This is a genomic window from Streptomyces sp. NRRL F-5126 (assembly GCF_000721265.1).
Lineage (GTDB): Bacteria > Actinomycetota > Actinomycetes > Streptomycetales > Streptomycetaceae > Streptomyces.
In genome coordinates, this window is sequence record NZ_JOFZ01000006.1 from 125,600 (window position 1) to 137,986 (window position 12,387).

The window sequence follows — 12,387 nt, forward strand, 5'->3', positions numbered from 1 at the left end:
CAGTGCGGCTCAGTACGCGTGGTGGACCTGCCAGAAGGACCAGGCGTCGCACGGGCTGCCGTAGCGGCTGTTCATGTAGTTGAGGCCCCACTTGACCTGGGTGGCCGGGTTGGTGCGCCAGTCGGCACCGGCGGACGCCATCTTGGAGCCGGGCAGCGCCTGCACCAGGCCGTACGCACCCGAGCTCGGGTTGGTGGCCGTGTAGTTCCAGCCGGACTCGTGCGTGACGATGTTGCTGAAGCACTGGAACTGGCCCGACGGCACGATCTGCCGGGCGATGGCCTGCGCCTGGGCGGCCGAGTAGGAGCTGCGCACGGTGAAGGTGGCGGAGGTGATGGACCCCTGCTCCTTCTTCTGCTGCTCCTCGAGCTTCTTCTGCTCGGCGGCCTTCTTCTTGGCCTCGGCCTTGTCGTCGGCCGCCTTCTTCTTCGCCTTGGCGTCGTGGGCGGCCTGGACGCGTGCCGCCTCCTCGGCGGACTTCTGCGCGGCCTGGTCGGCCGCCGCGGCCTGGGCACTGGCCTGCTGCGCGAGCGACGCGGTCTGCACCTGCGCCTGCTCCCCCGTGGGGATGTCCGACAGCAGCGTTGCGTCCGAAGCGGTCGTCTCGACGTTGTCGTTCGCGTGCTGCGGGTCGCCCGAGGCAACTCCCACGACGGCGCCGACAGTGGTGACCGCGGTGGCCGATGCCACTGCGAATCCCCGGACCGAGATCGGGCTCACACGGTGTCCTTCCAGCATCGCCCGCACGGTGACCCCGCGGGCGCGATCGTGCCCCTCGCACTGGCCTCCGCTTTGCTGGGTCACGGGAGGCACGGGCCCGGTGGGCAGTCCGCGGGGGACTGCCGCGTGGTACGCGGGCGGCATGCGGCGCCTTGTCTTGAGTTGTGAGGGGCACCAAAACGCGTGGTGCCCGAGTGCCGCATGCGGGGCCTGACGGAAGCAAGACTCTGCCGGAAGGCGACGCCGCAGGGCAATTCCCAGTTGCGTGGGAAAGCTCACACCCCGTTTGCCCCAACGGATTTGGTGGAAATACAGCACAGCATGACGCCGCCCGGCTAAGCTCTTCGGCTCGCCGGGCGGCGCGGTGCTTTCAGCGCTCAGATTTGTCCGTCTTCCAGCATCTCCGTCACCAACGCGGCGATCTGTGAACGCTCGGAGCGCGTCAGCGTGATGTGCGCGAAGAGCGGGTGCCCCTTCAGCTTCTCCACGACGGCGACGACGCCGTCGTAGCGACCCACCCTCAGATTGTCGCGCTGGGCGACGTCATGGGTGAGCACGACGCGCGAGCCCGCCCCGATCCGCGACAGGACCGTCAGCAGGACGTTGCGCTCCAGGGACTGCGCCTCGTCGACGATCACGAACGCGTCGTGCAGCGAGCGGCCGCGGATGTGCGTGAGCGGCAGCACCTCCAGCATGCCGCGGCCGAGCACCTCCTCGATCACCTCGCGGCCCGCGAACGACGACAGCGTGTCGAACACGGCCTGCGCCCACGGGCTCATCTTCTCGGCCTCTGTGCCCGGCAGGTAGCCGAGCTCCTGCCCGCCGACCGCGTACAGGGGACGGAAGACCATCACCTTCTGGTGCTGCCTGCGCTCGAGCACGGCCTCAAGGCCGGCGCACAGGGCGAGCGCCGACTTGCCCGTACCGGCCCTGCCACCCATCGAGACGATGCCGACGTCCGGATCGAGCAGCAGGTCGAGCGCGATGCGCTGCTCGGCGCTTCGCCCCCGGATGCCGAACGCCTCGCGGTCGCCGCGCACCAGGCGCACGTTGCCCTCGGGCGTGACGCGGCCGAGCGCCTTGCCGCGCTCGGACTGCAGCACGAGGCCCGTGTGTACGGGCAGCTCGGCCGCCTCGGGCACGTACAGCGAATCCTCGGAGAAGAGGAGGTCGACCTGCTCGCCGGAGAGCGGCAGCTCGCTCATGCCCGTCCAGCCGGAGTCCGTGACGGCCAGTTCGGCGCGGTACTCCTCGGCGAGCAGGCCCACCGACGAGGCCTTGATGCGCAGCGGCAGGTCCTTGGAGACGACCGTGACGTCGTACCCCTCCGCCTGGAGGTTGCGCGCGACCGCGAGGATCCGCGAGTCGTTGTCCCCGAGCCTGAACCCGGCGGGCAGCACCCCCGGGTCCGAGTGGTTGAGCTCGACGCGGAGCGTGCCGCCCATGTCCCCGATCGGCAGCGGGGCGTCCAATCGCCCGAAGCGGATGCGGAAGTCGTCGAGCAGCCGCAGCGCCTGGCGGGCGAAGTACCCGAGCTCGGGGTGGTCCCGCTTGGCCTCCAGCTCCGTGATCACCACGATCGGGAGCACGACCTCGTGCTCGTCGAAGCGGGACATGGCACCTGGGTCGGCCAGCAGGACGCTGGTGTCGAGTACGTATGTGCGCCGGTCGGAGCGGCGCTTCGTGCTGGTCACCACGGAAGGACGTACCCCCTCGGATGAGGTCGGGGATGCGACGGCGTCGCAGGCGGGTGGACCGGGCTCCTGGCCCCTGCACGGGCCGAGCGCCGGCCCTCCACGTCGCCCGTACGTCTCACCGCACGGTCGCCTTGGTGCACAGGGCCTCCCGGGCGGCCGGCTGCCTGCCGACCGCTGAGAACGACGCCCGACGACCTGCCCGCGCGGGCCGGTCAGTGCTTTCCGGACGTCGACCTGCAGGGGGTATTCCCTCTTCCGGGCGCCGCCATGCCAAGGCGGGGGCTGCACAGTACGTGAACGCCGGATGGCCCAGCGCCCGGGTTGCGCGCGGCGGCGGGCCCGGGCAGGGCGCCGGAACCGGCCGGACGCCGTACGCCCCAAGGGGTGCGGTCAGGCGCCGTAGCGCCGGTGGCGGGCCGCGTAGTCGCGCAGGGCGCGCAGAAAATCGACCTTTCGGAACGCGGGCCAGAAGACGTCGCAGAAGTAGTACTCCGAATGGGCGCTCTGCCACAGCATGAAGCCGGAGAGCCGCTGCTCGCCGCTGGTGCGGATGACGAGGTCGGGGTCGGGCTGGCCGCGGGTGTAGAGGTGTGAGGAGATCATGTCGATGTCGACGATCTCGGCCAGCTCGTCGTACGAGGTGCCGCGCGCGGCGTGGTCGTGCAGGAGAGAGCGCACGGCGTCCGCGATCTCCTGGCGGCCGCCGTAGCCCACGGCGACGTTGACCAGTATCCCCTTGTTGCCGACGGTGGCCTGCTCGGCCTCCTTCAGCACGAGCTGGGTGCCGCCGGGCAGCAGGTCGAGGGTGCCCACGTGGTGGACCTGCCAGCGGCCGTCGGCCGCCAGGTCGCGCACGGCGTCCTCGATGATCCCGAGCAGTGGGACGAGCTCGCGCTCTGGGCGGTCGAGGTTGTCGGTGGACAGCAGCCAGAGGGTGACGACCTCCACATTGGTCTCCGAGCACCAGCCGAGCAGCTCCTGGATCTTGCTGGCGCCGGCCTTGTGGCCCTGCTCCGTGGTGCCGCCCGACGCCTTGGCCCAGCGGCGGTTCCCGTCGAGGATGACGCCGATGTGCTTGGGTCCCTGGGAGAGGTCGAGGCGGCCCTCCACCCGGTGGGCATAGAGCCGGTACACCAGATCGCGCAGCTTCACCGAGTCCACCTCATCCGTCGCGTGTGGGGTCACCCCGCGGGCCGCGGGGGCGCCATGGCAGGCTGGACGGCTCCGTGGCCGAGGGGCCGGGAGGACCGGGCCGCGGCGGGGCCCCGAAACCGTCACACTACTGCGGTGGCGGCGCGAGGGCCCAACCCGGAGTGTCACAAGTCCGTGATAAGCAAAGACGTGTGACTGATTCTTCCCTCTATATCGCAGCAGACGAGCGCTACGACTCCATGGAGTACCGCCGCTCGGGCCGCAGCGGCCTCAAGCTGCCCGCCGTCTCCCTCGGCCTGTGGCACAACTTCGGCGACGACTTCCCACTGGAGCGCCAGCGCGCGATCCTGCGCAGGGCCTTCGACCTGGGCATCACCCACTTCGACCTGGCGAACAACTACGGGCCGCCGCCCGGATCCGCGGAGCTGAACTTCGGCAAGCTGTTCGCGCAGGACTTCGCCCCTTACCGGGACGAGCTGATCATCTCGACCAAGGCGGGCTACCGCATGACGCCGGGCCCCTACGGCGAGTGGGGCTCACGCAAGTACCTGCTGTCCTCGCTCGACGCCTCGCTGAAGCGGATGGGCCTCGACCACGTCGACATCTTCTACTCCCACCGCCCCGACCCGGACACCCCGCTGGAGGAGACGATGGGCGCCCTCGCGTCCGCCGTGCGGCAGGGGAAGGCGCTGTACGTCGGCGTCTCCTCGTACACGGCGGAGATGACGGCGAAGGCGGCGGCCATCCTCAAGGACATGGGGGTGCCCGCGCTGATCCACCAGCCCTCGTACTCGATGATCAACCGCTGGACCGAGGACGACGGCCTGCTCGACACGCTGGAGAGCGCGGGCATGGGCTGCATCTCCTTCGTCCCGCTGGCGCAGGGGCTGCTCACCGACAAGTACCTGAACGGCATCCCGGAGGGCTCGCGCGCCACGCAGGGCAAGTCGCTCGACCCGAAGCTGCTCTCCGAGGAGGTCACCCGCAGGCTGAACGGGCTGAACGACATCGCGCGCCGCCGCGGCCAGTCGCTCGCCCAGCTGGCCCTCCAGTGGGTGCTGCGCGACCCGCGCATGACGTCGGCGCTGATCGGGGCGTCGAAGGTGCAGCAGATCGAGCAGAACGTGGCGGCGCTTTCCGGCGCGCCCCTGACCGACGAGGAGCTGCGGGAGATCGACGGCTTCGCGGTGGACACCGAGGGCACGAACATCTGGGCGGGCCGGAACTGACGGCCGGCTGTACAAAAAACGGGCCGGTCCGTGGGGGGGAATACGGACCGGCCCGAGGGGGGGTTTCCACCATAACCCTTCGTAAGGGGTCCGTGGACCCAAGTCGCCGAAGGTTGACGCTATGGAGGCAACCGGATGCCCGCTGTGGCCTTGCAATTCCGGGCCTCTGGCGGGTTCACGCGGTTCGGGCCGACCCGGCACGGCGCGGGTGTGTCGTAACCCTCAGGAGCGACGGGCCGCCGGGCGCGGCCTTGACCGACGGCTCGCGCGGCCTTGCCGGTCGCCTCACGTCACGGCTTGCGTGCCTCGATGAGGAAGCGGGTGGTCGTGGCCGTGAACGGGCCGTCGCGCTCGATGGCGGCGTGCAGCTCGGCGAGGCGGTCCCGGTACCGCTCGACGGTGAAGTCCGGCACCATCCAGACCACCTTGCGCAGGAAGTAGACGACGGCACCGACGTCGAAGAACTCGGTGCGCAGCGCGGCGGTCCGCAGGGACACCACGTCGAGCCCGGCCGCGCCCGCCTCGGCCCGCGCGGCCTCGGGGTCGCGCCCGGCGCGCACCTCGGGGGGCTGCGGCCCGAGGAAGTACTCGACCAGCTCGAAGACGGAGGCGGGCCCGACCTCCTGGGACAGGTACGTGCCGCCGGCAGCCAGCACGCGCGCGATCTCGTCCCAGCGTGCGCGTACGGGGTGGCGGCTGACGACCAGGTCGAACGCGCCGTCGGCGAACGGCAGCGGCGCGCCGTCCACCGTGGCGACGACGGCGGCACCTCGCGGGTGGAGGCGGGCGGTCGCGCGGGCGACGTTGGGCGGCCAGGACTCGGTGGCGACGGTGAGCGGCGGCAACCGCGGGACGGAGTCGAGGACTTCGCCGCCCCCGGTCTCGATGTCGAGCGCGGCGCGGGCGTGGGACATCCGCTCGGCGACGGTCCGCGCGTAGCCCCATCCTGGACGCTCCTCGGTGGCTCGGCCGTCGAGCCAGGAGAAGTCCCATCCGTCGACGGAGGCGGCGGCGGCCTCGGAGACGAGGTCGTCGAAGGAGCGGCTGCGGTCGCCCTCGGGGCGGGGGCGGTCGGTGTCGGACATGGCATCGATGCTGGCAGGGCGCCGGTCGCGACGCGAGCGAATTGGCCGGCGGCCCGCACGCCGCCCGCGGCTCGCCCCAGCGGCGTAGGACCGAAGGCCGAGCGATGACGGGACCGCGGCCAGAGGCAGCGGACCGTGCCGCCTCATAGCGTCGTGCACACAGTCATCGCCGACGAACAGGGGACGTCCACCATGCGCGCGATCGTGTTGCGGCAGTACGGCAGCCCGGAGGAGCTTCGGCTCGAAGAGGTGCCTGACCCGGTGGCAGGCCCCGGCGAGGTGGTGGTGGACGTCGCCGCCGCGGGAATCCAGTTCGTCGAGACGCAAGTGCGCAGCGGCGGTCTGCGGGGCGTTTCACCGGTGGCGCCCAAAGAGCTGCCGTGGAGGCCGGGGAGGGAGGTCGCCGGAGTGGTCGCCTCGGTCGGGGAAGGGGCCGATCCGGCACTGATCGGACAGCGGGTGGCCGGCCAGACCGCCACCGGTGGCGGATACGCCGAGCGGGCGGTGCTCGCGGTCAGCGCCGTGCACCGGCTGCCTCAGGCGCTGGGAAGCGCCGAGGCGGTGTCGCTCCTCGGTACGGGACGCACAGCGGTGGCGCTGCTGGAGACGGCGAGGATCGGCAAGGGCGACACCGTCCTGGTGGAGTCCGCTGCCGGGGCGGTCGGCACGCTGGTGCTGCAGCTCGCCCGCGACGCCGGTGCCGAGCGGCTGATCGGGCTGGCCCGCGGCGAGGAGAAGCTGAGGCTGGTCCGGGAGTTCGGCGCGGACGAGGCCGTCGACTACACCGCGCCCGGCTGGCCCGACCAGGTGCGGCAGGCGGCTCCCGACGGCGTGACCGTGGTCCTGGACGCCGTCGGTGGCCGGACAGGACTCGACGCCTTCGAACTGCTGGCTCCCGGCGGGCGGTTCGTCATCTTCGGTTTCTCCGGCGGGAGCATCACCCGGCTCGATCCGGCCTCGGTCTCCGAACGCGGCATCACCGTGTCGTCGTACTTCGGCCCGCCGACCGGCGATCGCGGCCCCGACGTGCAGATGCGCCAGACCCGCGAGGCGCTGACGGCGGCGGCGGAGGGCCGGCTGCGCCCGCTCGTCGGGCAGCGTTTCCCGCTGGCCGAGGCCTCGGCCGCACACACGGCGATCAGCGCCCGGGCCACTGTCGGAAAGACGGTGCTCATCCCTTGAGCAAAGGTGCAGGGCATCACTGCCCGGACGCGGATAGTCCCCCCACGAGCAGCCCGGCCAGCGTCCCGGCGATCATGAACGGCCCGAACGGGATGGCCGCCTTCCGGCCGGCGCGCGTGAGCACCATCAGGCCGACGCCGTAGACCGCGCCGAACAGGAACCCGGCGAACGCACCGGCGAGGAGCACGGGCCAGCCGTACCAGCCGAGGGCGCAGCCGAGCGGGAGCGCGAGTTTGACGTCGCCGAAGCCGAGGCCGTTCGGGTTGATGAGGAAGAGGACGAAGTAGCAGGCGCCGAGGGCCGGTCCGCCGAGCAGCGCGGTGGGCCAGGAGCCGCTGTGCGCGGGGACGAGGGCGGCGGCGCCGAGGAGGAGGGGGGTCGCGGCGGCGAGGGGCAGGGTCAGCTGGTCGGGCAGGCGGCGAACGGCCAGGTCGACGGCGGCGAGGAGCGCGGCGAACGGCGCGAGGAGCAGCCAGACGGCGAGTTCGGGCCGCGCCCCTGTCGCGGCGGCGAGCGCGCCGCAGGCCAACGCGGTGACGGCGGCTGGAACGGCAGCCCGCCCTCCGGTGCGAGGGCAGCGCCCGCAGACCGTCCACCCGATCCAGCCGCCTGCCCCGGCCAGCGGATGCCCGCCGGGGCAGGCCGCGCGCCAGGGCTCCCCCGGCTCGACGGCCAACCGGTGGACGGCACGCGGCAGCAGTGCCCCGGCGGCGGCGCCCCACACCAGCGCGACGGCGATCAGCGAGACGAGTCCGGGATCCTCGGTCACGGTCATGAACGTAGAAGTGCGGGCCGGTTCCGACAAGGCCGTTCCTGGGCACGTAACGGCGGATGGCTGAACATTTCCTTGACGGGCACCACCCTCGTTGACGGGAACCGCAGACTTGCGTCGTGATCTTCCTCTGCATCGTGAACGCGGTGGTCGCCGCGGGTAGCGGCTTCTTCGCGATACTCGCCGCCCTCCGACCTTCGGCGCTCATCACGGAGTGCGCCGAAGGCGCCGGCGTCCTCTTCTACGCACGGATGTACGCGGCCAAAGCCGTCCCGCTCTGCGTGCTCGCCGCCGTCATCCCGTTCCTCGCCACGGGACCCGTAGCAGGCCTGTGCCTGCTCGGTGCGGCCCTCTCACAAGCGCTGGACGCGGCCATCGGACTCGGCCGTCGCGACGTGCGCCAGGCCGCCGGCGGCACCGTCGCGGCCGTCGTGCACACCCTGGTCGCCGTCCTTGTCCTGTGAAGGAGCGCGATCGCGCTGCCCGGCCGACACCGCTGACGTTAGCGTGGCCGCATGGGCGAATGGCACGACGGTGCGGGGACGTTGACCATTGAGACGGGCACGGGCACGGGCACGGGCCCCGGGTCCGGGCGGCCCAGGACCGTGCCCGTGGAGATCGCCGCGTCCTACCGCACGCGGCGTCGCGGACTGCTCGGGCGGAACGGTGTCGACGGCGCGCTGCTGCTGACGCCGTGCGGGAGCGTGCACACGTTCGGGATGCGGTTCGCCATCGACGTGGCCTATCTCGACCGTCACCTGCGGGTGCTGAGGACGCAGACGCTGCGCCCCGGCCGGATGCCGCTGCCGAGGCTCAGGGCCCGGCACGTGCTGGAGGCCGAGGCCGGCGCCATGGCGGGGTGGGGCCTGCGGGCGGGCGCGACGGTGCGGATCGAGCCCGGGCCGCCTCTCACCTGACGCCCCATCGCTTTGCCATCTCTTTACAACGCGCTGTGGCGCTGCCTCGTCTCTCCTCTCGATCCCCCGCCCAGCCCGCCGGCTGAGGCCGCTGCGGGTGGGCCGAACGAAAGAGAGCGATTCATGCGCCGAACTGTCCTCAGCGCCACCGCACTCGCGTGCGCCGCCGTGGTCGCGGGTGCCGTGCCCGCGTTCGCCGACGGGGCGAGCCCCGTGCCCAGCCGTGCGTCGCACGCGAGCCCGACGAAGGCCGCGACCCCGGCGCCCGCGCGGCAGGCGCCTTCGAGCCGGGCTGCCGCGTCCAAGGCGCCGCGCGCGGTGCCAAGCACCGCGCCCACCCGTGACTCGCGGCACGGCCAGGTCTCCGTCGTGCCGAAGGGCGCGGCCGACACCGGGGTGGTGGCGTCGTCCGGCCACTCCGGCAGCCAGGGCGGGCTGATCGGCGGGGGTGCGGCCGCCGCGTTCGCCGTCGGGGGCGCCGCCGTCTTCGTCGTCCGCCGCCGGAGGGCGACCGGGGCATGACGCTGCCCTTCGGGCCCTTCAGGCGCTCGTTCGCCGCGGCGGCCCTTGCGTCGGTGCTCGTGGCCGGCGGTGCCGTCGGCTGCGGGGCCCCGGCGCCGGGGCATCACGTCGCCGCCGGGGGCTCCCACGCGTCGCCGTCGCCCTCGCGGCACACGGCGGCGACCGGGGCCGTGCAAGCGCTGGCGCGTTCCGTGCCCGTGCGGTTGGAGATACCGTCCATCGGCGTCGACACCCCGGTCATGCGTCTTGGGCTGGACGCGGACGGCACCGTCCAGGTGCCGCCGATCACGTCGCACGACCGGGCGGGCTGGTACCGGAACTCGCCGACGCCCGGCCAGGTCGGGCCGTCGGTGATCCTCGCCCACGTCACGGTCGGCGCGTACGGGGACGGCGTCTTCCGCCACCTCGCGCAGGTGCGCGAGGGCGACAGGATCGCCGTGCACCTGGAGGACGGCAAGGACGCGGTGTTCGCCGCGCGCTCCGTGCGGACGGTCGCCAAGTCGCGGTTCCCGACGGACGCCGTGTACGGGGACGTCGACCGCCCCGAGCTGCGGCTCATCACCTGCGGCGGCCCGCGCAGCGGTGACGGCTACCGCGACAACGTGATCGTCTTCGCCGATCTGGTGCCCGCCGCCTCCTGAGGTCTCGGCATCAACCGCAGGCCGCCGGCGTTGGTTTCCGGGACCGGGAACGGACGCCGGCGGCCCGGGCTCTTCCCCCACGAGCACGACCGAGCCGCCCCCACCGACTCTGGAGAACGTTGAAACGGTCCCGCGAGAAGGCCGCGTCCGAGCTGTTCGCCGCCCTCTACCCACGCCTCGCCGGCTGGTGCGCGCGCCTCGTCGACGACGACGAGACGGCACACGAGATCGCCTCGGAGGCGTTCACCCGGCTCTGGGCGAGGTGGACGGCGGTGGCGGAGCCCCGTGGCTTCCTCTACGTCACCGCGGCCAACCTGGTACGGGACCACTGGCGCAAGCTGGAGCGCGAGCGCAGGGCCGTGCACCGCGCGACCACCGAGGCCACCCTGCTGCCGAGCAACGAGCAGGCCGATCCGTCGGTCCGGCTGCTCGTGCAGTCGCTGCCCGAGCGGCTGCGCGTCCCGATCCTGCTGCACTACTACGCTGACATGCCGATCCTCGAGGTGTCCCGGCTGACAGGACGCAAGGAAGGAACCGTCAAGGCCGATCTCCACGCGGCCAGAGAACTGCTCCGCGCCCACCTGAGGAGAAGTCTTGATCACGCACGATGACGACGGCCCGGAGTTCGGCCCCGACGACCCGCTCGCCGTCATCCTGCGTCCGCCATCCGGCCAACTGCCCCCGCCCCCTGGCCGGTTCGAGGCGATCCGCGGGGGCGCGGCCCGGCGCAGGGCGGTGCGAGCCGCCGCCGGGGCGGGGCTGACGTGCGCCGTCGCCGCGCTGGTCGCGATGCCGCTGCTCCTGTCGGGCCCCGGCGCGTCCACGTCCCCGGCCGTCCCGCTCGCGCCGCCGCCCGCGGGCAGCCCGTCCACGCCGGGTCCCTCCGCGACGCGCTCGCCCTCGACCGCGCCCGTACCCTCGCCGCCGCCGTCACCGCCGTCACCGTCGCCGTCGGGGTCCGTCGACCCGGGCCCCACGAAGGCGCGTTCCACGCCCGGCGCGCGTTCGACGCCCAGTACCCGTTCGACGGCGCGGGACGGGCGCACCACTGCGCACGGTTCCGCGTCCGCCACCAGGCAGGCGCCCGCCTTCCGTCCGACGGCGGCCGGCCGGGCTCCGCGCTGACCCGGGATTCCCGGGCCCCCACCGGCCGTGCGGTGCGTATAGGGTGCCGGGCATGAGTCAGGAGCCGGTGTGGTGGACGGGTGGGGCACAGCCGGATCAGCGGGTCTCGCACGACGACCGGGAGCGGGTCGCCGAGGTGCTGAGGGTGTCGGCGGGCGACGGGCGGCTGAGCCTGGAAGAGCTGGAGGAGCGGCTGGAGAGCTGCTTCGCGGCGCGGACGTACGGCGATCTGGCCCCGCTCGTGGCCGACCTGCGGGGGCAGGCCGCGGCCCTGGCCGAGCAGGTCCCGGCCAAGGAGGTCACGCGGATCCACCGGGAAGGCGGGAACGTACGCTACGAGGGCTCCTGGGTGGTGCCGCGCCGCCTGGAGATCGAGCTCCGCGGTGGCAACGTCCTGCTCGACTTCACGTCGGCGGCCGTGCGGGAGCCGGTCACCGAGGTGGAGATCGACATCCGCGGCGGGAACCTGCGGCTGGTCGTGCCCGACGGCTACGTGGTGGACGCGGAGGAAGTCGAGTTCCGCGGCGGCTCGGTCGTGCACCGCGACGTGAAGGACCGCGATCCGAACGCGCCGCTCGTGCACCGCGTCAACGTCACCGGGGAGATGGCGGGCGGCAACGTCGTCGTCCGTCCTCCGCGCACCCCGCGTGAGCCCGGGCGGCTGCGCCGCATGCTGGGCCGCGGGGGCGACCGGTAGGCCGCCCCCGCGCCGAGACGGGGCCGGAGGCGGGCTCTGCCCCGCCGCAGGTCGGGGGCATACAATATGCGCATCATGCGCATGAGCAAGGGCGTCGAGTGGGCCCTCCACACGCTGCTCAACCTGGACATGACGGGCGGCGGCCCACGGGGCAACGGCCGGCTCGCCGACGCCCACGGGCTCCCGGCCCCCTATCTCAGCAAGCAGCTGCAGCAGCTCACGAGGGCGGGCCTGCTGGCCTCCGTACCGGGGCCACGCGGTGGGTTCCGGCTCGCCCGGCGGCTTGAGGACATCACCCTGCTCGACGTCGTCGAGGCGATCGAGGGTGAGACCGAGCTGTTCCACTGCACCGAGATCCGGTGCTCAGGCAGGATCGGCGAGCTCTCGCCGCCGCCCACGGGCGCGTGCGCCGTGAAGGCCGCGATGCACCGCGCCGACCAGGCATGGCGCGAGGCCCTCGCCGCCCAGACGCTGGCGGACATCCGCGCCGAGCTCGACGCGACGCCCGCCATGAGGAACATCCTGCGGGCCGTCTTCGAGTGATCCGGGCGGCGACACGCCGGACCCCTGAGCTAACCCGGATATCCGATGTCCGGGATGAGGGGTACGGTGAGGGAAAGCCGCGAACGGCGCGTGCCGCGCGCCGGA

Annotated in this window: 15 protein-coding genes; 10 read left to right on the forward strand and 5 right to left on the reverse strand. The window is 72.7% G+C overall.

Annotated elements, in window-relative coordinates; all coding sequences use genetic code 11:
- Positions 1 to 9: 9 nt before the first annotated feature.
- From IH48_RS0113365 to IH48_RS0113375, 3 genes are all read right to left on the reverse strand, one after another.
- Positions 10 to 720: a transglycosylase SLT domain-containing protein gene (locus IH48_RS0113365; protein WP_030903302.1), complete on the reverse strand. Its 711-nt coding sequence runs from the start codon at positions 718 to 720 to the stop codon at positions 10 to 12.
- A 377-nt stretch (positions 721 to 1,097) separates the two neighbouring features.
- On the reverse strand, positions 1,098 to 2,417 hold the full coding sequence (locus IH48_RS0113370; RefSeq protein WP_030903303.1) for a PhoH family protein: 1,320 nt from the start codon (positions 2,415 to 2,417) through the stop codon (positions 1,098 to 1,100).
- Between the two features lie 390 nt (positions 2,418 to 2,807).
- Positions 2,808 to 3,569 (reverse strand): isoprenyl transferase, encoded by a 762-nt coding sequence (locus tag IH48_RS0113375; RefSeq protein ID WP_030903304.1) that lies wholly within the window; start codon positions 3,567 to 3,569, stop codon positions 2,808 to 2,810.
- A 191-nt stretch (positions 3,570 to 3,760) separates the two neighbouring features.
- Between IH48_RS0113375 and mgrA the strand changes: the two genes are divergently transcribed.
- Entirely contained in the window at positions 3,761 to 4,798 is a 1,038-nt protein-coding gene (mgrA, locus tag IH48_RS0113380; protein ID WP_030903305.1) for an L-glyceraldehyde 3-phosphate reductase, read from the forward strand.
- Positions 4,799 to 5,088: 290 nt separating this feature from the next.
- Here the strand turns inward: mgrA and IH48_RS0113385 are convergent, their stop codons facing one another.
- Entirely contained in the window at positions 5,089 to 5,883 is a 795-nt protein-coding gene (locus tag IH48_RS0113385; protein ID WP_030903307.1) for a class I SAM-dependent methyltransferase, read from the reverse strand.
- A 153-nt stretch (positions 5,884 to 6,036) separates the two neighbouring features.
- Between IH48_RS0113385 and IH48_RS0113390 the strand changes: the two genes are divergently transcribed.
- Entirely contained in the window at positions 6,037 to 7,065 is a 1,029-nt protein-coding gene (locus IH48_RS0113390) for a zinc-binding dehydrogenase (RefSeq protein WP_234434238.1), read from the forward strand.
- 16 nt (positions 7,066 to 7,081) lie between these two features.
- Here IH48_RS0113390 and IH48_RS0113395 read toward each other — a convergent pair whose 3' ends face one another.
- Complete coding sequence (locus IH48_RS0113395) at positions 7,082 to 7,834, reverse strand: prepilin peptidase (protein ID WP_234434239.1); 753 nt, start codon at positions 7,832 to 7,834, stop codon at positions 7,082 to 7,084.
- Between the two features lie 122 nt (positions 7,835 to 7,956).
- Between IH48_RS0113395 and IH48_RS33260 the strand changes: the two genes are divergently transcribed.
- The 8 genes from IH48_RS33260 to IH48_RS0113435 all read left to right on the forward strand — a co-directional run bounded on the left by IH48_RS33260 (position 7,957) and on the right by IH48_RS0113435 (position 12,282).
- Positions 7,957 to 8,301, forward strand: a complete 345-nt coding sequence (locus IH48_RS33260) for a hypothetical protein (protein ID WP_051839722.1) — start codon at positions 7,957 to 7,959, stop codon at positions 8,299 to 8,301.
- Positions 8,302 to 8,352: 51 nt separating this feature from the next.
- Positions 8,353 to 8,754 carry a DUF192 domain-containing protein gene (locus IH48_RS33265; protein ID WP_037841881.1) on the forward strand — a complete coding sequence of 134 codons (402 nt, stop codon included), beginning with the start codon at positions 8,353 to 8,355 and terminating at the stop codon, positions 8,752 to 8,754.
- A 123-nt stretch (positions 8,755 to 8,877) separates the two neighbouring features.
- A complete protein-coding gene (locus IH48_RS0113410) occupies positions 8,878 to 9,276 on the forward strand; it encodes a hypothetical protein (RefSeq protein WP_030903317.1) in 399 nt (132 codons plus the stop codon).
- Entirely contained in the window at positions 9,273 to 9,917 is a 645-nt protein-coding gene (locus IH48_RS0113415; protein WP_030903319.1) for a class F sortase, read from the forward strand. Before IH48_RS0113410 ends, IH48_RS0113415 begins: the two co-directional genes overlap by 4 nt.
- Before the next feature lie 119 nt (positions 9,918 to 10,036).
- Complete coding sequence (locus tag IH48_RS0113420) at positions 10,037 to 10,528, forward strand: RNA polymerase sigma factor (protein WP_030903321.1); 492 nt, start codon at positions 10,037 to 10,039, stop codon at positions 10,526 to 10,528.
- Entirely contained in the window at positions 10,512 to 11,042 is a 531-nt protein-coding gene (locus tag IH48_RS0113425; protein WP_030903323.1) for a hypothetical protein, read from the forward strand. The genes IH48_RS0113420 and IH48_RS0113425 overlap by 17 nt, the downstream gene beginning before the upstream one ends.
- 52 nt (positions 11,043 to 11,094) lie before the next feature.
- Positions 11,095 to 11,739 carry a DUF1707 SHOCT-like domain-containing protein gene (locus tag IH48_RS0113430; RefSeq protein ID WP_051839724.1) on the forward strand — a complete coding sequence of 215 codons (645 nt, stop codon included), beginning with the start codon at positions 11,095 to 11,097 and terminating at the stop codon, positions 11,737 to 11,739.
- Between the two features lie 75 nt (positions 11,740 to 11,814).
- Positions 11,815 to 12,282 (forward strand): RrF2 family transcriptional regulator, encoded by a 468-nt coding sequence (locus IH48_RS0113435; RefSeq protein WP_030903328.1) that lies wholly within the window; start codon positions 11,815 to 11,817, stop codon positions 12,280 to 12,282.
- Positions 12,283 to 12,387 lie beyond the last annotated feature (105 nt).